This is a genomic window from Stenotrophomonas humi (assembly GCF_001431415.1).
Classification (GTDB): Bacteria; Pseudomonadota; Gammaproteobacteria; order Xanthomonadales; family Xanthomonadaceae; genus Stenotrophomonas; species Stenotrophomonas humi.
The window spans coordinates 59,201-83,657 of sequence record NZ_LDJI01000003.1 but is presented as its reverse complement, the minus strand read 5'-3'; the positions used below and the strand labels follow the sequence as shown (position 1 = coordinate 83,657).

At 64.1% G+C, this 24,457-nt stretch carries 21 protein-coding genes and 1 riboswitch; of the genes, 7 read left to right on the top strand and 14 right to left on the bottom strand.

Annotated elements, in window-relative coordinates; translation table 11 throughout:
- Position 1: 1 nt before the first annotated feature.
- The 7 genes from ABB26_RS00990 to ABB26_RS00960 form a co-directional block, all read right to left on the bottom strand.
- Positions 2–727, bottom strand: a complete 726-nt coding sequence (locus ABB26_RS00990) for an ABC transporter ATP-binding protein (RefSeq protein ID WP_057631706.1) — start codon at positions 725–727, stop codon at positions 2–4.
- A 1-nt stretch (position 728) separates the two neighbouring features.
- On the bottom strand, positions 729–1,556 hold the full coding sequence (locus tag ABB26_RS00985; RefSeq protein WP_057631705.1) for an ABC transporter permease: 828 nt from the start codon (positions 1,554–1,556) through the stop codon (positions 729–731).
- Between the two features lie 29 nt (positions 1,557–1,585).
- Positions 1,586–2,770, bottom strand: a complete 1,185-nt coding sequence (locus ABB26_RS00980) for a cystathionine gamma-synthase (RefSeq protein WP_057631704.1) — start codon at positions 2,768–2,770, stop codon at positions 1,586–1,588.
- A 92-nt stretch (positions 2,771–2,862) separates the two neighbouring features.
- Positions 2,863–4,233: a pyridoxal-phosphate dependent enzyme gene (locus ABB26_RS00975; RefSeq protein WP_057631780.1), complete on the bottom strand. Its 1,371-nt coding sequence runs from the start codon at positions 4,231–4,233 to the stop codon at positions 2,863–2,865.
- A 202-nt stretch (positions 4,234–4,435) separates the two neighbouring features.
- Complete coding sequence (locus ABB26_RS00970; protein ID WP_057631703.1) at positions 4,436–4,654, bottom strand: HP1242/YdcH family protein; 219 nt, start codon at positions 4,652–4,654, stop codon at positions 4,436–4,438.
- Between the two features lie 331 nt (positions 4,655–4,985).
- The gene (locus ABB26_RS00965) at positions 4,986–5,867 is read right to left on the bottom strand and encodes an OmpA family protein (RefSeq protein ID WP_057631702.1); all 882 of its coding nucleotides are present in this window, start codon (positions 5,865–5,867) and stop codon (positions 4,986–4,988) included.
- Positions 5,867–6,253 (bottom strand): DUF4398 domain-containing protein, encoded by a 387-nt coding sequence (locus tag ABB26_RS00960; protein ID WP_057631701.1) that lies wholly within the window; start codon positions 6,251–6,253, stop codon positions 5,867–5,869. The genes ABB26_RS00965 and ABB26_RS00960 overlap by 1 nt, the downstream gene beginning before the upstream one ends.
- 99 nt (positions 6,254–6,352) lie before the next feature.
- Here ABB26_RS00960 and ABB26_RS00955 point away from each other — a divergent pair, with 99 nt between their 5' ends.
- Entirely contained in the window at positions 6,353–7,483 is a 1,131-nt protein-coding gene (locus tag ABB26_RS00955; RefSeq protein ID WP_057631700.1) for a PilT/PilU family type 4a pilus ATPase, read from the top strand.
- Positions 7,484–7,528: 45 nt separating this feature from the next.
- Here ABB26_RS00955 and maiA read toward each other — a convergent pair whose 3' ends face one another.
- Together maiA and ABB26_RS00945 are read right to left on the bottom strand one after the other, a co-directional pair.
- Entirely contained in the window at positions 7,529–8,185 is a 657-nt protein-coding gene (maiA, locus tag ABB26_RS00950) for a maleylacetoacetate isomerase (protein WP_057631699.1), read from the bottom strand.
- 238 nt (positions 8,186–8,423) lie between these two features.
- Positions 8,424–9,413, bottom strand: coding sequence for a fumarylacetoacetate hydrolase family protein (locus tag ABB26_RS00945; RefSeq protein WP_057631698.1), 990 nt, complete (start codon positions 9,411–9,413; stop codon positions 8,424–8,426).
- A gap of 373 nt (positions 9,414–9,786) precedes the next feature.
- Between ABB26_RS00945 and ABB26_RS00940 the strand changes: the two genes are divergently transcribed.
- Positions 9,787–11,187, top strand: a complete 1,401-nt coding sequence (locus ABB26_RS00940; protein WP_057631697.1) for a DEAD/DEAH box helicase — start codon at positions 9,787–9,789, stop codon at positions 11,185–11,187.
- A 302-nt stretch (positions 11,188–11,489) separates the two neighbouring features.
- Here the strand turns inward: ABB26_RS00940 and ABB26_RS00935 are convergent, their stop codons facing one another.
- Positions 11,490–14,066, bottom strand: coding sequence for a M14 family zinc carboxypeptidase (locus ABB26_RS00935; protein ID WP_057631696.1), 2,577 nt, complete (start codon positions 14,064–14,066; stop codon positions 11,490–11,492).
- A gap of 205 nt (positions 14,067–14,271) precedes the next feature.
- Complete coding sequence (locus ABB26_RS00930) at positions 14,272–16,902, bottom strand: TonB-dependent receptor plug domain-containing protein (protein ID WP_057631695.1); 2,631 nt, start codon at positions 16,900–16,902, stop codon at positions 14,272–14,274.
- A gap of 198 nt (positions 16,903–17,100) precedes the next feature.
- On the opposite strand from ABB26_RS00930, the gene queD reads away from it, so the two are divergent.
- The 4 genes from queD (at position 17,101) to ABB26_RS00910 (ending at position 19,318) form a co-directional block, all read left to right on the top strand.
- A complete protein-coding gene (gene queD / locus ABB26_RS00925; protein WP_057631694.1) occupies positions 17,101–17,457 on the top strand; it encodes a 6-carboxytetrahydropterin synthase QueD in 357 nt (118 codons plus the stop codon).
- 267 nt (positions 17,458–17,724) lie between these two features.
- Complete coding sequence (locus ABB26_RS00920; protein ID WP_057631779.1) at positions 17,725–18,087, top strand: phasin family protein; 363 nt, start codon at positions 17,725–17,727, stop codon at positions 18,085–18,087.
- Positions 18,088–18,476: 389 nt separating this feature from the next.
- Positions 18,477–18,959: a GAF domain-containing protein gene (locus ABB26_RS00915; RefSeq protein WP_057631693.1), complete on the top strand. Its 483-nt coding sequence runs from the start codon at positions 18,477–18,479 to the stop codon at positions 18,957–18,959.
- Positions 18,956–19,318, top strand: coding sequence for a TfoX/Sxy family protein (locus ABB26_RS00910; RefSeq protein ID WP_057631692.1), 363 nt, complete (start codon positions 18,956–18,958; stop codon positions 19,316–19,318). Before ABB26_RS00915 ends, ABB26_RS00910 begins: the two co-directional genes overlap by 4 nt.
- 251 nt (positions 19,319–19,569) lie before the next feature.
- Here the strand turns inward: ABB26_RS00910 and cobS are convergent, their stop codons facing one another.
- The 3 genes from cobS to cobT are packed head-to-tail and all read right to left on the bottom strand — an operon-like array spanning position 19,570 to position 21,964.
- Positions 19,570–20,313, bottom strand: coding sequence for an adenosylcobinamide-GDP ribazoletransferase (gene cobS, locus ABB26_RS00905; RefSeq protein ID WP_057631691.1), 744 nt, complete (start codon positions 20,311–20,313; stop codon positions 19,570–19,572).
- Complete coding sequence (locus tag ABB26_RS00900; RefSeq protein WP_057631690.1) at positions 20,310–20,897, bottom strand: histidine phosphatase family protein; 588 nt, start codon at positions 20,895–20,897, stop codon at positions 20,310–20,312. Before ABB26_RS00900 ends, cobS begins: the two co-directional genes overlap by 4 nt.
- Entirely contained in the window at positions 20,894–21,964 is a 1,071-nt protein-coding gene (cobT, locus tag ABB26_RS00895) for a nicotinate-nucleotide--dimethylbenzimidazole phosphoribosyltransferase (RefSeq protein WP_057631689.1), read from the bottom strand. Before cobT ends, ABB26_RS00900 begins: the two co-directional genes overlap by 4 nt.
- Before the next feature lie 274 nt (positions 21,965–22,238).
- Positions 22,239–22,476, top strand: a riboswitch (cobalamin riboswitch).
- 115 nt (positions 22,477–22,591) lie between these two features.
- Here cobT and btuB point away from each other — a divergent pair.
- Entirely contained in the window at positions 22,592–24,451 is a 1,860-nt protein-coding gene (gene btuB, locus ABB26_RS00890; protein ID WP_057631688.1) for a TonB-dependent vitamin B12 receptor, read from the top strand.
- Positions 24,452–24,457: the final 6 nt, after the last annotated feature.

Here is a 24,457-nt window from a genome sequence, read left to right as displayed (position 1 = left end):
CTCAGGCTGCTCCCCCGCAAGGTACGTCGCTGGTCACTTGTCCATGCTCGAGATGCATGATGCGGTTGCAGTTGGCAGCGATAATGTCCTTGTTATGACTGGCCAATACCAGAATGCTCGCCTTCTGCACGATCTCCGACAGGCGCTCCTGCGCACGCGCGTTGAAATCCGCATCGCCCACGCCCAGCCATTCGTCCATTAGCAGGATGTCGGCATCGAAACTGGTGGCGATGGAGAACGCCAAACGCACCAGCATGCCGCTCGAATACACGCGAACCGGCATGTTCACGTAGGGACCAAGACCGGAAAAATCGCAGATCGCCGGCACTTTCTTGGCGATCTCGGCAGGCGCAAGCCCATGCAGGAGACCCTTGAGTCGGATGTTCTCCAGGCCGGTGGCCTCGAAATCCATGCCCATGGTGACATCCAACAGATTGGCGATGCGGCCGCGGCTGCGCACGTAGCCCGAGGTGGGTTCGTACACGCCTGCCAAGGTCTTGAGCAATGTGGTCTTGCCCGCGCCGTTGTGGCCGATCAGGCCCAGTTTGTCGCCCTCCCTCAGTTCGAAGGAAACATCCTTGAGCGAGTCCACGACGGTCACGTTGCGGCTGGTCGGCGCCACGCGGCCACCGGTGACCGCCGACATGATTGCGCCCTTCATCGAGCGGTTGTTGGTGCCGTAAATCGGCAACTGCACACTGCAGTTGACGACACTGATGTTGGTCATATCAAACCCAGAAGGAGATCTTGTGGCGGTTACGCGCCAACAGGGGAATGGCGATCAGGTAGGCCATCGCGATAAAACCAGCTACGACCCAATACGAATGGGAGGGCGGCACCTTCCCCATCAGCGGTTCGCGGACCAGCTGAATGAAATGGTAGATCGGGTTGAAGTCGGCCACCCAGCGATGCGGCCCGAGCATTTCCGCCTTCCAGATGATGGGCGTCATGAAGAAGCCCAACTGCATGAAATTGGCGATGGCCGGCTGCAGATCGCGGTAGCGGGCGGCCATCAGGCCGAACAGCGCGGTCATAGGGATGGTTGCCAGCACAATCGCGATCACCCCGGGAATTGCCAGTAGCCAGACCAACTCGGGTTCGACCTTCAGATAGATGGCGAACGGAATATAGGCAATGGCACCGTGCAGAAACACGATAAAGGTACGGGTTACCAGCCGCATCACATGCAGCATCATCGGCAGGCGCATCGAGCGGATCAGGTTTTCCGAAGCGGTGAAGGTTGTACATCCCTCCTGCACCACTGTGGAAATGTAGATCCAGACGATGTCACCCAACGCGATGTACGGCAGATACTCACGCAGATCCATCCGGAACAGCTGGCTGTAAAGCAGGCCGATGCCCAGAATCAGCACGAACATGCTGATCGTGATCCAGAACGGCCCCAGCACCGAGCGCCGATATTTGTGCTTGGTATCCATCATGGCCAGGGCAAGCCACGCCCGCCAGCTGTGCATACCGTCCATCACATCGACAGCAAAGGCGCGCATCGGCGTCAGTTCAGTATCACGGACATGACGCCGGTTGAGCGTTGCCACGACAGGCTGCACTGAAGATACGTCTACGGTCATTGCAGCGCCCTCTCAACATCCACGATCAAATCGTCCAGCGCCTCTACGCCGACGCTCAAGCGCACCAAAGCATCACTGATGCCGAGTTGTTCACGGCGTTCAACAGGAATCGAGGCATGCGTCATGACTGCCGGGTGGTTGACCAGGCTTTCCACGCCGCCAAGTGACTCGGCCAGGGTGAACAGCTCGGTGCGTTCGCAGAAACGTTTGGCCGCCTCAAACCCGCCCTTGAGCACGATGGAAACAATGCCGCCGTAACCGGCCATCTGCTTGCCCGCCAGCGCATGCTGCGGGTGCGAGACCAGGCCTGGGTAGATCACCTTCTCCACCGCCGGGTGCTTTTCCAGCCACTGCGCCAGTTCCAGCGCATTGGCGCAATGCGCCTTCATGCGCAGCGGCAGGGTCTTCAGCCCACGCAGGGCCAGGAAACTGTCGAACGGGCCCTGCACGCCACCGATGGAGTTCTGCAGGAAGGCCATCTGTTCGGCGAGTTCTGCGTTGTCACCGACCACCACCATGCCACCCACCATGTCCGAGTGACCGTTGAGGTACTTGGTGGCCGAATGCAGCACCAGATCCGCGCCCAGTTCCAATGGACGCTGCAGCATCGGCGAGGCGAAGGTGTTGTCCACCACCACGATCAGGCCATGACGCTTGGCGATGGCGGCCACCGCGGTGATGTCCACGATCTTCAGCATCGGATTGGTGGGCGTTTCGATCCACACCATCTTGGTCTTCGGCGTGATCGCAGCTTCGAATGCAGCCAGGTCGGTCAGGTCGACGAAGCTGAAATCCAGCGCGGCGGTGCGGCGACGCACTCGCTCGAACAGGCGGAAGCTACCGCCATAGATGTCGTCCATCGCCACCACGTGGCTGCCGGCATCCAGCAGTTCGATTACGGTGGAGCTGGCGGCCATGCCCGAGGCGAAGGCAAAGCCACGCGTGCCGCCTTCCAGCGAAGCCACGCAGCGCTCGTAAGCGAAGCGGGTCGGGTTGTGCGTGCGCGAGTACTCAAAACCCTGATGCTCGCCCGGGCTGGACTGTGCATAGGTCGAGGTGGCGTAGATCGGCGGCATGACGGCGCCGGTGCTGGGGTCAGGCGACTGCCCGCCGTGGATGGCCAACGTGGCAAGCGACAAGGCGCGCTCGCCGTCGTGGCTGTGTGAATGTTGATCCGTCATAAGGGCTTCCAGCTAAAAGAGAAAAGTCTATCAGTGCGGCCTGAACCAGCTATTGCAGCACCTCCCCAAAGGTGTCGCACGCCACGCCGCAATTACTGAACCCTGCGACGCAGGTAGTTCAGCAGATCGATGCGGGTAATCAGACCAAGGAAGGCATCTCCGTCGGTGATGATCGCCACCTGGCCGCGGTCGAACACCGGCAGCAGCGCTTCGATCGGCGACTTGACGTCCAATCGATCCAGCTTGCTGACCATCGCCACCGAAACCAGGTCGCGGAAGCGTGCTTCATCGCCGTACACGTGCAGCAGCACGTCGCTCTCGTCGATGATGCCGACCAGCTGGCTGCCTTCCATCACCGGCAGCTGCGACACGTCGTACAGCTTCATGCGCTGGTAAGCCGTGGTCAGCAGGTCGTTCGGGCCGACCACCACCGTGTCGCGCTGGCTGTAGGGACGCAGGATCAGGTCGCGCAGGTCACCGTACTGGGGGCGCTCCAGGAAGCCGTTGTCCAGCATCCAGTAGTCGTTGTACATCTTGGACAGGTACTTGTTGCCGGTATCCGGCACCAGCACCAGCACCTTCTTCGGCGTGGTCTGCTCGTGGCAGTACTTCAGCGCCGCGGCCAGCAGCGTGCCGGTCGACGAACCACCGAGGATGCCCTCCTTGCCCAGCAGCTCGCGCGCGGTGTGGAAGCTCTCGGCGTCGGTGATGGCGTAGGCCTTCTTGACCCGGCTGAAATCGGAAATGCCGGGCAGGAAATCTTCGCCGATACCTTCCACCAGCCAGCTGCCGGACTTATCGCTCAGCGTGCCTTCGTTGATGTACTGGGTCAGGATCGAGCCGACCGGGTCGGCCAGCACCAGCTCGGTCTTCGGCGAGAGCTTGGCGAAAGCGCGCGACAGGCCGGTCATGGTGCCGGAACTGCCGCAGCCGAACACGATCGCATCCAGGTCGCCGCCCATCTGCTCGATGATCTCCGGGCCGGTGCCGAACTCGTGCGCGGCCGGGTTGTCCGGGTTGCCGAACTGGTTGATGAAGTAGGCGCCGGGAGTGCGCTCGGCGACGGCCTGGGCCAGGTCCTGGTAGTACTCGGGATGGCCCTTGGCCACATCCGAGCGGGTCAGCACCACTTCGGCACCCATCGCCTTGAGGTTGAAGATCTTTTCCCGGCTCATCTTGTCAGGCACCACCAGGATCAGCTTGTAGCCCTTCTGCTGTGCCACCAGCGCCAGACCCAGGCCGGTATTGCCGGCGGTGCCCTCCACCAGCGTCGCACCGGGCTTGAGATCACCGCGCTTCTCGGCGGCCTCGATCATCGAAAGACCGATGCGATCCTTGATCGACCCGCCCGGGTTGGCACTTTCGAGCTTCAGGTACAGCTCGCACACACCGGCATCCAGGCGCTGGGCCTTGACGATGGGCGTGTTGCCAATGAGTTCGAGGACGGAGGAGTGGATTGCCATGGTCAGCTTCGGATCACGCCGCAACGCGGCTGGACTTCCGATTATCCGACGGATGCTGCCGAAAGTCAGGCAAACGCACCTTATTGCATCAGTACCGATCCGCATCAGTGCGGGGCTTACGGCCCGCAATGGCGCGGACAATGACGGCCGACGAGGGGGCCGTCACCGTCCGCGACGGTAATTTCAACGCGTGGGGAAGGTCTTAATTGATGGTGCTTTCGTACATCCGCAGGAGCCGCTGCTTGGCCAGCAGTTTCTCCCGCTTCATCTGTCCCAGAGTGACATCGTCAATGGGAAGTACCCCAAGCTGGGCGTCCATGCATTTCTTGTTCAACTTCCGGTGCTGCTGGTACAGCAGCCTGAACTCGGGGTTGGCCTTCATCAAGGCGTCGATCTCACTCTGCGGCTGCCCTTCGAACATGACTGAACCTCCTTCATGCAGAAACAAGAACGCCCCGGCCGGATGGCACGGGGCGTTGCAGGATGGAGCGCCGGAACCGCGAACGACGGAACCCACCGGCCTTCTCCCGACGAACCTGCCGGGAGCCTTCGGAAACTGGTTCGCGCCACTGTTGCACCGGCTCGGCCCTCCTCTGTCCGGATGGCGAACTTGCCACCCGGACAATTGACCCTACGCCTGCAAAAAGGTTCCGGCAAGTGCTTCGCGCGGCCAGTTTGATGAAGCCTCCTTAAGGGGGCATTCAGTCGCCGAGAACAAACAAAAACATAACAACATCAGCCATTTATGAACATCACGGCGCGATGATGACTTCTGCCGAACGGGCACGCGTGGAGGCCGCCTTCTTGCCCGCGACCTGGACCCGGCCGGCGCTCACACCAGCGGCCACCAGTGCGTCCTTCAGCGCCTGCGCACGGCGCTGACCGACGCCGTTGGCACTGTCGTACGCCTCGATGGTCACCCGTCCCTTCTTGCCGATGTTCAGGTACTCGGCGAGCGCCTTGGCCTGATTGGCCGCGCCTGCGGACAGGCTGGCCTGGCCGGCAGCGAACGCATCGCCGGTCAGGGTGAACACCTCGCCGCGGCCGTCGAACTTCGATGCCGGCAGCCTCTGGCCGGAGACCAGCTCGGCCTCCTCGCGGGCCAGTTTGGCGGCATTTTGCTGAGCGGCACTCAGGCGTTGCTGCTGACGGCCCGCCACGCTGGTCAGCGCGGTTTCCGCATCCTGGCGGGCCAGGGTTTCGGCTTCGGCCGCCAGACGCAGACGCTCGGCCTCTTCGGCCTGGATCTGCGTCTGCATGCGCAGGCGTTCGGCTTCCTGGCGGGCCTTGGCCACTTCGCGCCGGCTGGCTTCAATCAGGAGTTCACTGCGCGTGCGCTCCAGCTGGTCGACCTCACGGGCGGCCACGGCGGTACGCGCAGCGGTTTCGGCGATGGCGACGCGCCGCTCGGCCAGGTAACGCGCGTTGTCCAGTTCCTTGCGCTTGGCCTTGGCCAGCGCGGCGATGGCCTGCTGGGCCTGCAGCTTCTCGAACGACGCCGCGTCGGCGGTCCGCATATCGGCCTGCAGCGCCACCAGGCGCTGGCTCAGCGACGCCACCGCCGGATCTTCCGCGGCAACGGCCATCAGCGGCAGCGCGAGCAGGCCCGCCATCACAAGATTCCTGATGAACATCAGCGGCCCTCCCCGTTCGCCAGTTGGCGTTGCAGTTGTTCAACCTCGGCCCGACGCTGGGCCAGCTGGGCCTGCGCCACGGACTCCTCGCTCTGCGCGCGCGCCAGATCGGCGTCGGCAGCAGCCCGCTGCGCCAGCACCGGCGCCTGCTTGCGCTGGCTGCGATCGGTGGCGGCACGCTGGGCCTGCTCCAGCTGCTGGCGCGCCATCGCCATCATGTCCGGGGCGTACTGGTCGGCGTCGGCGCGGTCGGCGCGCTCCACCGCCTGCTGCGCGGCGAGCAGGTCAGCGGCGGCCGGATCTTGCGCAAAAGCGCTACCAGACAGCGCGGTTGCGCACGCCGTCACATACAGGAGACGTCGTAATTGTGCGAAGCTTGCTTTCATTGGGGAGGCCGTTGCCTGAGTGACTGAGCGCGGCCATTGTGGTCAAGGCTATGGCGTGCTTGCAACGACAAGTCGCCGTCTGTTGGGGAAATATTGCGTATGGATATCGGCTACTTCCTGAAGCTGATGACCGAAAAGAACGCTTCGGACATGTTTTTGACCACCGGAGCGCCGGTCTACATCAAGATCGAGGGCAAGCTGTATCCGCTGGGGAGCACCGGCCTGCCACCGGGAATGGTCAAGAAAATCGCTTACTCGCTGATGGACGAGGGCCAGGTACCGCAGTTCGAGCGCGACCTTGAGCTCAACATGGCCATCGCCCTGACCGACGCCGGGCGCTTCCGCGTCAACGTGTTCAAGCAGCGCGGTGAGGTGGGCATGGTGATCCGTGCGATCAAGAGCCATATCCCGAGCATCGAGGAGCTGCACCTGCCGCAGGTGCTCAAGGACGTCATCATGACCCCGCGCGGTCTGGTGCTGGTGGTGGGCTCGACCGGTTCGGGCAAGTCCACCTCGCTGGCGTCGATGATCGACCACCGCAACAGCACCTCGACCGGACACATCCTCACCATCGAGGATCCGATCGAGTTCCTGCACAAGCACAAGATGTCCATCGTCAACCAGCGTGAGGTCGGCCTGGATACGCATGCCTTCCACAACGCGCTGAAGAACGCGATGCGTGAGGCACCGGACGTGATCCTGATCGGTGAGATCCTGGATGCCGAAACGATGGAGGCAGCCATCGCCTTCGCCGAAACCGGCCACCTGTGCCTGGCCACGCTGCACTCCAACAATGCCGACCAGACCATCGAGCGCATCCTCAACTTCTTCCCGGAAAGCGCGCACAAGAACGTATTGATGAACCTGTCGTTGAACCTGCGCGCGGTGGTTTCACAGCGTCTGGTCAAGGGCGTGGATGGCCGCCGCCGGCCGGCCAGCGAGGTGTTGATCAATACGCCGATGATTCGCGACCTGCTGCGCCGTGGCGAAATCCATGCGATCAAGCAGGCCATGGAAGAGTCGCTGGAAGAAGGCATGCAGACCTTCGACCAATGCCTGTTCCGCATGGTCAAGGAAGGCCTCATCGAACAGGAGGAAGCGCTGCGCGCAGCCGACTCACGTGATGGCCTTGCGCTGAAGTTCCGCCTCTCGGAAGGCTCCACAGGCGAGCATGATCCGTATGGTGATTTTTCCGCCACCGCACCGGCGGCGATCAGTCACGGATTCTGAGTACGGGCGTAAGCACCCTTCTCCCGTAAGAACGGGAGAAGGGCTTCAGATCGCGTCCGGCTGGTTTTCCGGGCGTGCGGCATCGAATGCCGGCAGGGCAAGGCAGGCTTCCTCGATCCGGCACAAGGTCGGATACGGATTCAGATCCAGGTGGAAGCGGCGTGCGTTGTACAGCTGCGGCACCAGGCAGCAATCGGCCAGGCCGGGTTCGGCACCATGGCAGAAGCGGCCTGTGTCGAACGAGCCCACCAGCATTGCCTCCAGCGCAGCAAAACCGGTACGCATCCAGTGCAGCACCCACTCATCGCGCTCGGGCTGCGGCACGTTCCATTCGTGGTCGAAGAACTGCAGCACACGCAGGTTGTTGAGCGGATGGATATCGCAGGCCACCAGCTGCGCCAGTGCACGCACGCGCGCACGCCCACCGGCATCGCCCGGCAACAGCGGCGACTGCGGATACACCTCTTCCAGGTATTCAAGAATGGCCAACGACTGGGTCAGCACGCGCTCACCGTGACGCAGGGTCGGCACCAGCTCCTGCGGGTTGAGCGCGGCGTAGTCCGGTGCATGCTGCTGGCCGCCATCGCGCACCAGATGCACCGGCGCGATGCTGTAATCCAGACCCTTGAGGTTCAGGCCGATACGCACGCGGTAGGCAGCACTGGAGCGCCAGTAGCTATAGAGTTTCAGGCCATCTTCCATGGGGGATTTCTCCTGTCGCGTGGACGACACAGTAACCGGTGGCGGTGAGGGTTCCTTCACCATCGGTCAGACAACCGAGCCGCCAGTCGGACGACTGATTCAGGCCGACAGCGCAGCCCGTAACAGATGATTTTTCCGCCCGGATCCCAAGCGTGACCAGCGGACGGCAAGGCGATGTCGGGACGCCATCAGCACCCCGAGATCGCGAATTCCGGCGCGGCCTTTGCCGCCCCCGGACTCAGGGGCGCGATGCCTGCTCGATACGCTGCTCGATGGCACCGAAAATGCTGTTTCCGTCGCGGTCGAACATCTCGATACGCACCACGTCGCCGAAGCTCATGAAGGGCGTGGACGGCTTGCCGTCACGCAGGGCTTCGACGGTGCGCTGCTCGGCAAAGCAGGATGCGCCCAGCGAGGTGTCCTCGTTGGCGATGGTGCCCGAGCCGACGATGGCACCGGCCGACAGCGGACGGGTCTTGGCCGCGTGCGCCACCAGCTGGGCGAAATCGAACTGCATGTCCACGCCGGCTTCCGGTGCGCCGAACCACTTTTCATTGATGTGGGTGACCAGCGGCAGATGCACCTTGCTGCCCTGCCAGGCGTCGCCCAGTTCGTCCGGGGTCACGAATACCGGGCTCAATGCCGAACGCGGCTTGGACTGCAGGAAGCCGAAGCCCTTGGCCAGCTCGCCCGGAATCAGGTTGCGCAGGCTGACGTCGTTGACCAGGCCTACCAGTTGGATGTGGCCGGCGGCCTGTTCCGGCGTGACCGCCATCGGCACGTCGTCGGTGATGACCACGATCTCGGCCTCCAGGTCGATGCCGTAGTCCTCGCTGACCACCTTCACTGCGTCGCGCGGGCCATAGAAGCCGGCACTGGTGGCCTGGTACATCAGCGGATCGGTATAGAACGATTCGGGCACCTCGGCGCCGCGCGCCTTGCGCACACGGGCCACGTGCGGCAGGTAGGCGCTGCCGTCCACGAACTCATAGGCGCGTGGCAGCGGCGCAGCCAGCTCTTCCATTTCCAGTACGAAGCTATCGGCAGCGTCGCCGGCGTTGAGCTGCTCGGACAGGGCGTTCAGGCGCGGGGCCAGGTTGGACCAGTCCTCCAGCGCCAGTTGCAGGGTGGCGGCAATGCCGCTGGCACGCACGGCGCGGGTCAGGTCACGCGAAACCACGATAAGGGTGCCGTCGCGGCCGCCTTCCTTCAGGGAACCAAGCTTCATGGGAACGTCCAGTCTGCAGAAGAAACAAGTTTCAATTGTAATGAATATGCCGGCCGCCACCAGCGCCCCCGAAGGAATGCTGAACGGGCGTTTTTGTACCTATCCGGACAATCCCCTAGACTAGCGCGGTCTGCCAGCGGCCGTCCGTTTCCCTCAGGGACCGCCGGCGGTGCAGGACACCGGCTTTTCAGGCCTGTCCGCCCGCCCGCCCCCACTCCGACGCCAATCGTTACGCATACCAACCAGCGCACCGCTCTGGTTGCATCCAGATCTTGCAGCGCGGTTTACGGGAACGCTCCGAGATCAGCTGGTCTTCAATGACCAGCAACGCAAGCCCCTTTGGGCGCGCGTTATTCATGTTTCGGAGTACTCCATGTCGTTTGAAAACCTGGGCCTTGCGCCCTTCCTGCTGCGCGCGCTCGCCGAGCAGGGCTACGAAAACCCGACCCCGATCCAGGAGCAGGCCATCCCGCTTGCACTGGAAGGTCACGACCTGCTGGCCGGCGCTCAGACCGGTACCGGCAAGACCGCCGCGTTCGGCCTGCCGCTGCTGCAGCACCTGGGCACCGCGCCGCAGAGCGTGGGCAACGGCCCGCGCAAGCCGCGTGCGCTGATCCTGGCACCCACCCGCGAGCTGGCCACCCAGGTACATGACAGCCTGCGTGGCTACAGCAAGTACCTGCGCATCCCCAGCGCCTGCATCTACGGCGGCGTCGGCATGGGCAACCAGCTGGACGTGCTGCGCCGTGGCGTGGACCTGCTGGTGGCCTGCCCGGGCCGCCTGATCGATCACCTGGAGCGTCGCAGCGTCGACCTGTCGGGCATCGAGATCCTGGTGCTGGACGAAGCCGACCGCATGCTCGACATGGGCTTCCTGCCGTCGATCAACCGCATCCTGGCCAAGCTGCCGCGCCAGAACCGTCAGACGCTGCTGTTCTCGGCCACGTTCGAGGAAAGCATCAAGCAGCTGGCGCTGGAGTTCATGCGCGACCCGAAGCAGATCCAGGTCACGCCGAAGAACACGGTGGCCGAGACCATCACCCACCGCGTGCACCCGGTCGATGGCGCCCGCAAGCGCGAACTGCTGCTGCACCTGCTGGCGCAGGATTCGCGCGTGCAGACGCTGGTGTTCGGCCGTACCAAGCATGGTTGCGACAAGCTGGCCATGTTCCTGGAGAAGTCCGGCATCAAGACCGCCGCGATCCACGGCAACAAGAGCCAGGGTCAGCGCCTGCGTGCACTGGCCGATTTCAAGGCTGGCCGCGTGACCGTGCTGGTGGCCACCGATATCGCCGCGCGCGGCATTGATATCAACGAACTGCCCAAGGTCATCAACTATGACCTGCCGATGGTGCCGGAAGATTACGTGCACCGTATCGGCCGTACCGGCCGCAACGGCTCCACCGGTGAGGCTGTCTCGCTGGTGGCACAGGACGAAGCCAAGCTGCTGCGTCAGATCGTGCGCCTGCTCGACCGCGACATGGATATCCGTGACGTGCCGGGCTTCGAACCGCAGACCCCGATCCGTTGGGGCAACAGCGCGCCGGGCAAGGCTGAACTGCCGGGTGGCCAGAAGGCGCCGCGTCGTGGCAACGGCGGTCATCCCGCGCGTCGCCCGAACAGCGATGCACCGCGTGGTGGCCGTGGCGGCCAGTCGCAGAAGCCGGGTGGCCAGCGCGCTGCCGGCAATGGCCAGCAGCGTCGTGACGCGCACCCGGGTGGTGGTCAGCGTCGTGGCGGTGGCGGGCGCAGCCAGAGCCGTACCAGCGCGTAATCCCCGTTTTTTGTTGGGATGAGTGAAAAAGAAAGGCCGACGCATTGCGTCGGCCTTTCTGCTTTTGGCTTTGCGCTTTGGCTTCCATCCCTTCTCCCGTAAACGGCGTGAAGGCATGCGGTATGCGAGCCACTGAAGCGTGCGTGGCCGGGGCGCGGAGCGAGGTGCCCGGCAGGGGCGGATGAGGGCAGCTTTGGCTTCGGCAATAGCCTGCAACTGCATGTTTCAGCCTCGTCGATCTGCCCTCTCCCCTACCCCTCTGCCGTGAACGGGAGAGGGGCCGTCATCCTCGAGGCTCTGCTTTACTCGCCACGCTGCCGTGGCGTGCTGAGATGGTTGGACTGCAGCAGCGCATTGAGCAGCAGGCGCTCGGTGCCGTGCCAGTACTTGCGGTGCGCCGGGTCATCGGCGAACAGCACCACGTTGCCGTTGCCGGTCGGCACTACCTGCAGATAGCTGGAACCGGCCACGCGTGCGCGGTTCGCATCGGAGAGGTACCCATTCACCACCGGCTCGCGGTCGATGGTGACCACGTTGAGAAAAGCATTCTTGACCGGCTCGAACACCAGCCCGCCTTCCTTGTTCACCCAGATGCGGCGCTGCTGCACACCGAAACCGAGCGGATGGGTCGGATCGATATCCGCACTGAGAATGTTGCCGCTGACACGGCCGAGTGCGAACACGTCGCGCACGGTACCGAAATCCAGGCGCTCGGCGTCGTCCTTCTTGTCACCCTCGCGCAATTTGGCCTCAGCCAACCCCTTGTCAATCGCCCAGCGCGCGCCACCGCCATATACCACCAGGGAACCGCCAGCGGCGATCCAACGCTTGAGCGCAGCCACGCCGGCATCGTTCACGGTGCCGTACGTGCCACCGGACAGCACGATGGAGGTGTAGCGCGACAGATCCGCGGTGGCCAACTGCGCCGGATCCAGCTTGGTCGACGGCAGGCCCAATGAGGTGTCCAGCGCAAACCAGGCCGAGCCGATCTCGGTTGCCGACACGCCCTCGCCCATCACCAGCGCGATGGTCGGTGCGCGCAACACACGCACGTTGTCGCTGCCAAGGTCGATGCCGCTGGCAGCGCGGCCGCTGGCCAGCGCATGCACGGTGACGCCCGCCTCCTGCGCCCGTGCCAGCACCTTGGCCTGCAATGCGTCCGCATCCAATGTCTGCCCGACCACGGGAATCACCACCGCGCCATGACCGAAGCTCACCTCACCGGCAGCGGTCGCCGCAGTGAACGGTTGATGTGCGGTGCGAACACGCACGCCATCGCGCAGCAAACCACCGAGCAGACGATAGCTGCCGAAATCACGCGCATCGGCAACATAGGCAAACCCGGCGCGTCCACCATTGATACCACCCTGTGCCGTCGGCACGGTATCTACCTGCGCACCGCTCGGCAAGGCACCACGACTCCCCGCGTAGCGCAGCCCATAGGCTGGCGCGACGGCATAGGACGTGCCGCTGTAGAACACATCGCCCTTCACCGGCGGGGTGAACTCGAAGATCGAATGCGCAAGACGAAACTGCGGCTGGCGCGCCGGCACCACGTAGGCCGAGCCAGCCTGGAAGCGCTTGCCATCAACCTCGACATCGCGCGCCAACGCGTGCACCTCGATGCGATGCTGCAGCAATACCGCCAGCAGCCTGTGCGTGAGCGTGGCATCGGCCACATCACCGAAGACCCAATCATGTACCGGATACGCCGCCGCCTGTTTCAGGGCACTGCGGAAGAACTCCTTCTGCAATGCGAACAGGCGCGTCCGGTCCTCCACCGCACCCTGCACGCTGGCCAGACCGGTCGCCACCTGGTTGCGGATGGTGAAGTTGAAATGCAGCGGGCCGTTGACCGACTCCTGCACCAATCCACGCGAGCTGGCCTGCTCGACGGTCACGCCGACCGCACCGTGGAAATCCGGGTAGGTGGAGCCGTAGATCGGCGAGAAGTTATCGAAGTTCTCACCGGTGTAGTACAGCGAGCCCAGTGCATCCAGCGCCTGTGCGTGGAAGCGTGCCAGCCACTGGTTGGCCGCATAGGAGGACTTGGGCAGCAGCGGGCTCTCCATGCTTTTCGGCGAAGGCTCGAAGTAGTACGTGCTGTCCTTTCCCATCTCGTGGAAATCGATCTGGATGTTCGGGTACCAGCGATGGAACTGGGCGACCTTGGGCCAGCTGTCGGCCTGTGCCAGGGCAAGCCAATCGCGGTTGAGGTCGGTGAAGTAGTGATTGACGCGGCCGCTGGGGAACGGTTCAACGTGCTCCTTGTCGGCGGGATCGGCCGACGGTGGGCGAGAACCCCAGCCGTTGTGCCAGCTCGCGGCGCGGTCGCGACCATCCGGGTTCTGTGCCGGGTCGATGACGACCACCGATTCGTCCAGCCAGCGGATGGTTTCCGCATCCTGGTTTGCCGCCAGGTAGTACGCGGTCAGCATCGCGGCTTCGCCGCTGGAGGTTTCATTGCCATGCACGCTGTAGCCGAGCCAGACCACAGCAGGTGCGTCATCGCCTGGGGCCGGCTGGGCAGGATCGACCAACGCCTGCCGCTGTGCGGCGATCTGCGCGCCGCGGGCGTGGTTGCGCGCTGAGCTGATGGTCACCAGCAGCAGCGGTCGGCGCTCGTAGCTTTGGCCGATGACTTCGACCTTGACCCGGTCAGACAACCGCGCCAGTTCGTTGAAGTACGCCACCAGCTGATCGTGGCGTGTGTAGTGGCTGCCGATGTCATAGCCGAGGAACTGCTGTGGTGACGGCACCTTCGCGTCGAACTGCTGCGCTGTGGGGAAGTAGTAGCTGTTCTGGGCGTGGGCTGGTGACAGGTTTGCGATCAGCGCCAGTAGCAGGACTGGCAGCAGCCGCGATATGCGGAACGACATGGGTGTAGCTCTCCCCCGGCCATGCGGCCTTCGTTGCGAAGTTCAGTGATCGAAAGCGAGAAGGCCGATGGTGCCGGACCATGCTCGGCAAAGGCCTTCCTTGTGATGCCCCAAGCGCAGCGTGGTTGCGCGCTACAAGAGCGGCCCTCACCCCAACCCCTCTCCCGCACGCGGGAGAGGGGCTTTGGTTGCTGCGTGGTGTTGGTCAGAAGCGATAGTCGAAACCGACCGTGTAGTAGCGCCCGCGCAGGTCGTACTGGCTGAAGTCGTAAGGCGCACGCACGCCCGGGAAGGTGGCGTCATACGGCGGCTGGCGGTCGCCGATGTTCTGCACCTTGGCGTAAAGCGTCAACTTTTCGATCCCGGTGTACCCAAGGTACAGGTCGAACTGGCTGTAGCTGGCCACGTCCTTCTGCACGGCCTTGGCTGCGGCACTGCCTTCCTGATCGTAGCTGCTGGTGTAGTACCAGGTGAGTGCGGTGCGCCAGTCACCCAGCGCCCAGTCCAGCGTGGTGGTGGCCTTGGTATCCGGCAGCGACGGGCCGAGATTGGAACCGGCGTAATCCACCAAGGGGCCGCCAGTCACCTGTGGGCGCTTGTAGTCGATGACGTAGGTCAACGCACTGGAAAGACCGAAGTCACCGGCACGTGCGGTCGACCAGCGCTGACGCAGTTCCACGTCGATGCCCGAGGTCTGCAGCTCGCTCAGGTTCTGGTAGCGGTTGTAGACCGCCAGCAGCTTGCCGCGCGCATCGCGCACGACGTTGGCTGGATTGTTCTCGGCAACCAGCGTCGTGGTGTTGCCGCTGCCGATCAGGTTGTCCAGCTTGATGCGGTAGTAGTCCACGCTCAAGCTGGTGTTCTCCCACGGCGAGAGCACGAAGCCGGCGTTGATGCTGCGGGTACGTTCCGGGTCCAGGTTGTTGTTGCCGACGGTGAAGAAGGTCGGGTTCTGGCGCGAACCCGGTACGTCCGGGTCATGCGGATCCACCACCGAGCCATAGGCGATGCTGGTGGACGCCGAGTTCTCCGACAGCGAGGGCGCGCGGAAGCCGCGTGAAGCAGAAGCACGTACCAGCAACCAATCCTGCGGCTGCCAGCGCAGGCCCAGCTTCGGCGAGAACGCATCACCGAAATCGCTGTAATGGTCAGCGCGCGCGGCCGCCTGCAGTTCCAGCGTGCTGTGCAGCGGCACATTCACTTCCGCGTAGGCAGCGGTGACCTGCCGTTGACCGTGCACTTCGGCGATGGCCGGGCGCACCTGCAGGCCGGCGTCGATCTGCCACGGATTGTCGGAGTCGAGTTTTTCCTGGCGCCATTCAACGCCGGCGGCAAAACCAATCGAGCCGGCCCAGGTTTCACCCAGCGCGCCGGATACCTTGGCATCGATGCCCTTGAGTACCGAATCCGCCGGACGCAAGGTGCTCAGGCCGATGGCCGCCAGCACGGCAGGATCGGTGGCTGACGGGTTGAGCAGGTTGTAGCTGCCAGAGGCCAGCGCGTCATACAGCGCCCAGCGATTGGCGAAACCACCGGCGACGGTTTCACGCTCCTGGCTGGCCGCCTGGAAGGCGCCCACTTCCCAGTCCCACTTCTCGCCCTGCCCACGCAGGCCGAGCACGCCACGATAGGCACGTGAGCGATTGGTCTTGAGGGTGCCGCCCAGATTGAAGAACGTGTATTCAATCGGTACCGCTACACCATACGGATTGTAGGGATTGCCCGCCGGCAGGTTGGAACTCACCGGCTCGGCCAGGCCGGTGTCGGCATTGAGTGCGAAGCGGCCACTTTCCAGAGTGAAGAACGGGCTGGAACCGAACCACGACACACCCTTGATGTCGCTGTAGATCACCTCGGCGAACGCATCGACCGAATCGCTCAGGCGCAGCGTGCCGTTGACGTAAGCCTGCCAGCGCTTGGTCGAAGGAATCAGCGTGGTGTACGGCGCCTGGTTGAAGGCGCAGGTGTTACCGGCCAGCCCGTCGATCGGACCACTGGCGGTGAGCACGGTCCCCTCCGGGCAGTTGCCGGCGGCATCGAGCATCGCCACCGACTTGCCGCCGATCAGGAAGCGCGCGCCCTTGGCCGACCAACCGTTCCAGCGACCACCTGCCTTGTCGGTATAGATGCCCGAGCGGGTGAGGTCGCGTTCGTCCTGATCCAGACGATCACGGTTGTAGCCTTCCAGCGAGACCAGGATGTTGTAGCCATCACTGGCCAGGTCACCGATGCCACCAACGAACTTGAGATTCTGCTGATCCAGCCCGCCCGCATCGGCGGTACCAGCACTGACGCCCACTTCAGCGCCTTCGAAACCCTGACGGGTGATGATGTTGACCACGCCGGCCACCGCATCGGAGCCGTACACCGCCGAGGCACCGTCCTTCAGCACTTCGATGCGTTCCACCGCGACCAGCGGCAAGGCGTTGAGGTTGACGAACGTGTCGGACAAGCCACCGGACGGGAAGCCGTAGTTGGCCAGGCGGCGGCCATTGAGCAGCACCAACGTGTTCTTCTGCGACAAACCACGCAGACCGATGCCGGCCGAGCCCGAGGCCCAGCCGCTGTTGCTGGTTTCGTTGGCGGCATTGCCGGTGTTGGCCGAGATGGAGCGCAGCAGATCGGCGACGGTCGCCTTGCCGGATTGCTCCAGCTGCTGGCGTTCGATGACCTGCACCGGATTGGCGGTTTCGGTATCGGTGCGCTTGATGTTGGAGCCGGTCACGCGCACCGCGTCGAGCGTCTTGCTGTCGTTGGCGGCGGTTTCGGCGGATGCAGGGGAGGTGACAGCGATGGTGGCAGCGATGGCCAGGGCAAGCAGGGAGCGATTGAGCATGAAATTCTTGGGGGAGAGAGCGGGAGCGACCGCTGCAGTAGCTCATGCACGGCAAATGTCCGGCCAATAACATCCCTTCATGCGGACATAACAAGTTGTTACATCTCTCCATCAAGATGGATGAATAAATTAAACCTATCCTTTCGACAGCCCCGCCCGGCTGATCGCTTCACGCCGCGCGCGCCCTACAATTGCGCCATGGATATTTTCAAGGTTTTCACCCTCGAGGCCGCCCACCGGCTGCCCAACGTCCCGCCGGGCCACAAGTGCGCACGGTTGCACGGTCACTCATTCCGGATCGAGCTGAAGGTCAGCGGCGAGCCGGGCGAGGACACCGGCTGGATCATGGATTTCAGCGACCTCAAGGCCGCCTTCCGGCCGCTGTATGACCAGCTCGACCACAACTACCTCAACGACATTCCCGGGCTGGAGAATCCCACCAGCGAGCGTCTGGCGATGTGGATCTGGGACCGTCTCAAACCCGCCCTGCCGCTGTTGAGCGAAGTGGTGGTGCATGAGACCTGCACCTCCGGCTGCAGCTATCGCGGCCCATGAACCGCGAAGCCCTGCTGCCTCCAACGCTGAGGCAGCCATAACCCGGGTAAGGCCACCAGCGTAAGCGCGGACGAACCGGCCTTTGGCAATGTCGCCCAAAGGCTTGGAGCGCGTTGATCCATTGCGGAGGTAGCCTCCCGCTCGCTCCACCTGCGGCGCGGAGGGAATCCGCGAAGCTGAACGGTTATGGGATTCGACAGTCAGGATGTTGCGCCGCGTCATAATCACGTTATGCTGCAACGCAACAACGGTGCTCCGGAATTCGCGATGTCCGCTCAAGCCAACGATTTCAGCCGCTACACCCAACAGTTCGCCGCCGCGGCCAATCGCGCCAACCGGCTGACGTTGGAGACCGCTGAAAGCGTGTTCGGCGTGCAGCTTCGCACCCTGGAGCGGAACACCAACGCCACCGCCGGCTTCTTCGGCGAGTTGACCCAGGCCGGTGCGCCACTGGATCTGCAGACACTGCTGCCCAAGGGGTTGCAGGTGGCCCGTGACAACTTTGAACGTCTGTCCACGGCCAGCCAGGAAGCCATCGGCCTCAGCCTGAAGACCGGAGAGGCGCTCGGCGAGCTGGCACGCCAGCCCTTCGCGACCGCCAGGGCTCAGGCAACGCCGAAAACACGTTGACCCCCCAACGAATTTGCGCGGTCCCTCCCCCGCGCAACCCGGACCCGGCAGCATCCCCTCCCGCTGCCGGGTCTTTTTTTTGCCCGGATTTCAACGAGCGGTTCTGCAGCAACCGTACCGATGCGCGCACGGGTTCCAGCGCGACAACGACCCAGCCCTGCCTGATGCCGGGAACTTCATTGCCGACTACAGGCGAAAGCACCTGCGTACTTCACGCATGTTGCGACCCGCCGCGAGCGCCCATGACGGTAGCCGCGCCCCAGCCGATCCGAAGCCCGCTGGGCAAGTCATCCGCATGCATGCAATTCACGCACCCGGCCCGGCAACGGGATGGCGCCTGGCCGCTGCATCTGGCAGATTCGCCGACCTGCAGCAGTTAGACTCCAACGATGTTCAATGCCAATACGCTCACCGGCAGCAAGCCGGAACAGTACGCCCAACTGCTGGCCCAGGCCCGTGCGCTGGTGCATGGCGAGGCCAATCACATTGCCAATGCCGCCAACCTGTCGGCGCTGGTCTATCACGCGCTGCCGCAGCTCAACTGGGTGGGTTTCTACTTCTACGACGGCAAGGAGTTGGTAGTTGGCCCGTTCCAGGGTTTGCCGGCCTGCGTACGCATCCCTCTGCACAAGGGCGTGTGTGGCGCAGCGGCCAGCAGCCGCCAGACCCAGCGGATCGAAGACGTGGACGCCTTCCCGGGGCACATCGCCTGCGATTCGGCCTCGCGCTCGGAGCTGGTGGTGCCGCTGGTGCGCGACGGCGAACTGATCGGCGTGTTCGATATCGACAGCCCGGTGATCGCGCGCTTTGATGCGCAAGATCAGGCAGGGCTGGAAGCCATTGCCCAGGTGTTCGTCGAGGCGCTGCAGTGAGTACCACCAAGTTGCGCAACATCGGCCCCAAGAGTGCGGCATGGCTGCGTCAGGTGGGGTTGCGCAGCGAACAGGACCTGATTGCGACCGGTGCGGTTGGCGCTTTCATGAAAGTAAAACGCGCCGGCTTCAAGCCCAGCCTCAACCTGCTGTACTCCCTTGAAGGTGCACTGGTCGGTTGCCATTGGCAGGAAATACCCGAAGCACGTCGCCAGCAACTGGTCACCGAATACGAAACCGCCGTGGGTGAACTACCCGCCGCACGCGGCGCACAGGTGGCCGGGCCGGTGCATGAAACCCGCATGCAGGTGGATGCGGATGATGAAGAGACCGACGAGATCCGCTTCGGCGACGATTGAAGCACCGCACTGTGGAGCGGCCTTGGCCGCGATGCGGATCGGTTGATGTTGTTGCCATGGACGCAACGCCACTTCTACGACAGGGATTTCGAGGCTTCGCCCGTGCCCTTACCGCCCCTTCGGGGCACCTCGCTCCGCACCCCAGCCACGCACAGCCTGCGTGACGTTCAGTCATGCACAAACCAGTGGCTCGTATGCCACATGCCTTCATCCCGATTGCGGGAAAAGGGAGTGAAGCGCAGCGCCTTCGATCAGCCGAACGGCAGTTCGATGCCCGCCAGCAGCACCAGCGTCAACAACAGCAGGGTTTCGGTGACTTCAACACTCGCGCCGAGACAATCGCCGGAAATGCCACCGAGCGTGCGTCGCCAGTACCTGGCAATCAACGGCACCAGCAGCAACGCCAGCAACAACGGCCACGCGACGAAGGCGGTGATCACCGTCAGCAATGCCGCCCACAACCACATCGACCGCAGGCTCAACTGCCAGGAAAAACGCTCGGCCATGCCGGCTGCATGCAACGACGGCAGCAGACGGCTCCACCACAGCGTGCCCCAGCGTGCCCATGCCGGTACCAGCACAATGCCGTACCACAGCGGGCTCGCGGCCAACTCGGTAAGCAGCACGAACTTCAACAACAGCTGCATGATCAGCGTGACCACGCCGAACACGCCCATGTGCGGATCCTTGAGCACTTCCAGAAAGCGCTGCGGATCACGATGGGCGGCACCAAACGCATCGGCCACATCCCCCAGGCCATCCAGGTGCAGCGCGCCGGTCACCCACACCCACACCAGCAGCGCCATCACGCCGGCCAGCCAGGGGCGCTCACCAAAGCCATACAGCGGCAGCGCCAGCAGCACGCCGATGATCACACCCACCAGCGGGTAATACACCGCCGAATGGGTGAGATCGTCCTGACGGAAGTCCTTTATCTGCGGGGTCGGAAGACGGGTCAGGAACTGGATGGCGAGGATCAGCCGGCGCACGGTCATGGTTGCCGCAGCTCCAGCAGCTCACCCCACAAACGCCCGTCATCGCCCCGCTCCACGCGCAGGCGCACGCGGGTGCCGTAGTCGATGCGTACCGCCCACAACATCGACAAAGGCATGCCGCAGATGCGTGAGATCGCCAGCCGCAACACGCCGGCATGGCTGACCACCAGCACCGGCAGACCGTCACCGTCGTCCTCATCCACCAGGCGGTGCAACTGTTCTTCCACCCGCGCCTGGAACTGCTGCCAGGACTCGCCGTTGGGCGGCACCACGTCATGCGGCTCTTCGTAGAACGCAGCCAGCTGTTCTGCCGGCAGTTCGTCGAAATGCAGGCCATCCCAATCACCGAAATCCAGCTCGGCCCAGTCCGGATGTATCTCGCAGAACTGATTGCTGCCGGCAACCAGCGCATGTGCGGTGTCCAGCGCGCGACGACGCGGCGAGCTGATCACCCGGCTCCAGCCGATGCCTGCATGGCAGCGGTACAGCGCGTCCATCGCGCCGTCGATCAATGGCGGGTCGGTGCGGCCGTCAAGGTGGCCCTGGCGACCGGTGGAAGCGTGACGCATCAGGTCCAGGATCATTGCAGGCCGCCGCGATCAGCCACGGACGCTTCGGCAAAGGTCGCCATCTGGTTGTGCAGGGCGCAGGCCATGCGCACCAGCGGCAGGGCCAGCGCTGCACCGGAGCCCTCACCCAGGCGCAGGTCCAACGCCAGCAGCGGCTGTGCCTGCAGCGTTTCCAGCAGGCGGACATGGCCGCGCTCGGCCGACTGGTGCGAAAACAACAACCACGGCCGCACACCGGGATTGATCCGCACGGCCGCAAGCGCAGCCGCACTGACGATGAAGCCATCCACCAGTACCGGCACCTTGCGCTGTGCCGCGGCGATCATCGCCGCACTGATCGCGGCGATTTCCAGACCTCCGACGCGTTGCAGCGCTTCGCGGCCAGGCACATCTGCGGCATTGATTGCTTCGCCATGCAGCGCCAGCGCGCGGGCGATGATGTTCTTCTTCTGCACCATGCGCACAGCATCCAGGCCCGTACCGGCACCGACCAGCTCATCCAGCGGCAGCGGACCAAGCACCGCCGCAAGCGCGCTCGCAGCGGTGGTATTGCCGATACCCATTTCACCGAACACCAGCAGCTCGGCACCATCCACACAGGCGGTTTCCACTGCGCGACGGCCGGCCGCGAAAGCAGCATCCAGATCATCTGCATCCATCGCCGGGCCGGTGCTGAAATCGTCGGTGCCATGACGGCGCTTGTCGCTGACCACGCCGGTGATGGACGTGGTGGCGCGGCTACCGACATCCCACACATGCAACGGCAGGCCCAGCTCGCGCGCCAACACAGCAATGGCAGCGCCGCCGGCAGCGAAGTTGCGCAGCATCTGCACGGTGACTTCAGCCGGGTACGCCGACACGCCCTGCCCGGTCACACCATGGTCGGCGGCAAACACCACCACCGGCACCCGCTGCGCCTGCGGTGCATCGCTGCCCTGCAGCGCGGCCAGCTCGATGGCCAGCGTCTCCAAGCGACCCAACGCGCCTTCCGGCTTGGTCAACTGGCGCTGGCGGGCGATGGCGCGCTGGCGGTGTTCCTGTGACGGCAGCCCACAGGCCTGCTCGAACCATGTTTCTGTCACGACTGTTCCAAATACTGCGATTGCGGTGCGCATTCTAGCCGGAGCGCCGCGAGCCGGGCCGTGGTCAAGCACCGCGCACGTGCAAGAAGCAGCCTTGGCTGCGAGCAGGTAAAGGCGCCACTCGTGGACCGGTCCGCCATTGCAAGCATGCCTTCTGCGTTTGCACCGCCGGCTTCGCGGCCGGGGCCGCTCCTCCGGGCCAGGGGCTGGTGTCCCAGGAGCTCAATCGGGCTGTTCCTGATATCCGTTCAGTACCGCCCGAGCCTCATGGCATAGAATGCGCGCACTTTCGGGTGACCGACCGGCATGCGCCGGCCGGTTGAAACGGGAAGCCGGTGCCGCGCACTGCTGGAATTCCAGCCGCACGCCATCCCGGCGCTGCCCCCGCAACGGTAAGCAGGACAAGGCCAGGCAACACCGCCACTGTGCGACGCACGGGAAGGCGCCTGGTCGGAAGCAGCCATGCTGCTTCGCCTGCGAGTCCGGAGACCGGCCCGAAAGCCGACTGGTTGCGATGCGGAGGGCATGGCGGCGGCTGTGGCGCCGTGTGCGCGACCTCCGTCACTTCTCTCCCATGGCAGCCCAACCCATCCGCCTGCGCGGGAGCGTGCAGGTCCAGGAGCTTCCATGAAACTGCATTACCACACCCTTTCCCTCGCCCTGGCGCTGGCACTGCCGGCCGTTGCCGCTGCACAGAACGCACCGACCGAGCTGGACGACGTCACCGTCACCGCCACCCGCACCCCCGTTGCCATCAAGGACAGCGTGGTGCCGGTGCAGCTGATCGATCGCGACCAGATCGACCGCAGCCAGGCCAACACCGTGCTGGAACTGCTGCGCGGCCGCGCCGGTCTGGACTTCGTCAACCAGGGCGGTACCGGCAAGATCACCTCGCTGTTCCTGCGCGGCGCCAACTCCAACCAGGTGCTGGTGCTGGTGGACGGCGTGCGCGTCGGCTCGGCCACGTCCGGCATGGCGGCGTTGCAGGACCTGCCGGTCGACCAGATCGAGCGCGTTGAAATCGTGCGCGGCCCGCGTTCGAGCCTGTACGGCTCCGAAGCCATCGGTGGCGTGATCCAGATCTTCACCCGCACCGCCGGCCAGGGCCTGCAGCAGAACCTGTCGATCACTGCCGGCAGCAACAACCTGCGCCAGGCCAGCGCCGGCTTCAGCAATCGTGGCGAGCGCGGCTGGGTTTCGGCCCAGGGTGGCTACCAGAAGACCGACGGCATCAACGCCTGCCGCGGCACCGCCGCTGGCTGGGGCGCCGGCTGCTTCGCCGACGAGCCGGACCGTGATGGCTACCGCAACACCTCGATCAACGTCCGCGCCGGTTACGCGCTGACCGACACGCTGAGCCTGGAAGGCCACGTGCTCAACGCCGACAGCTTCAACGAATACGACGGCAGCATCTTCGGTGGCAACGAAGCCGACAACGTCCAGCAGGTCTACGGCGGCAAGCTGGCATGGGCCGCTTCCGATGCGTTCCAGCTGACCGCACAGGTCGGCCGCAACCGCGACCGGGCCGACAACTACTTCGCCGCCAACGGCACCCGCACCTTCGCCAGCAATTTCGACACCCGTCGCGACACCGCCAGCGTGCAGGGCGACTTCCAGTTCGCCGAAGGCCAGCAGCTGACCGCCGGTGCCGACTGGCAGAACGACAAGGTCACCAGCTCCACCGCCTACGACATCGAGGACCGCGACAACCTCGGCGTGTTCGTCGAGTACCAGGGCCAGTTCGGCGCGCATTCGCTGCAGGCCAGCGTGCGCAATGACGACAACGAGCAGTTCGGCAACCACACCACCGGCAGCCTGGGTTACGGCTTCGCCTTCGGCAATGGTTTCCGCCTGACCGCCAGCGCCGGCACCGGCTTCAAGGCACCGACCTTCAACGACCTGTACTACCCGGGCTTCAGCAATCCTGAGCTGAAGCCGGAAGAGTCCAAGAGCCTGAACATCGGTATCGCGCAGTACGCCGACAACTGGAACTGGACCTTCAACGCCTACGAAACCCGCGTGGACCAGTTGATCGGCTACGACAGCAATTTCGATCTGGTCAATGTCGCCGAAGCCCGCATCCGTGGTGCCGAGCTGACCGGCTTCCTGTCGCTGGCCGGTTTTGACATCAACGCCCAGGCCAGCTTCACCGACCCGCGCGACCACACCTCCGGTTCGGCCACCTACGACAACCTGCTGGCCCGCCGTGCGCGCACCAGCGGTCGTGTGGACGTGGACAAGAGCTTCGGCCCGCTGCGTCTTGGCGTGACCGCTGCCGGCAGTGGCCACCGCTTCGACAACGCTGCCAACACGGTGCGTCTGGCCGGTTACGGCACCGTGGATGTGCGCGCCGAGTACGCCATCAACGATGCATGGAGCGTCCAGGCCAAGGCCGCCAACGTGTTCGACCGCGAGTACGAAACCGTTGCCTGGTACAACCAGCCGGGCCGCGAGTACCAGCTGACGCTGCGTTACCGCTCCAAGTGAAGTAAC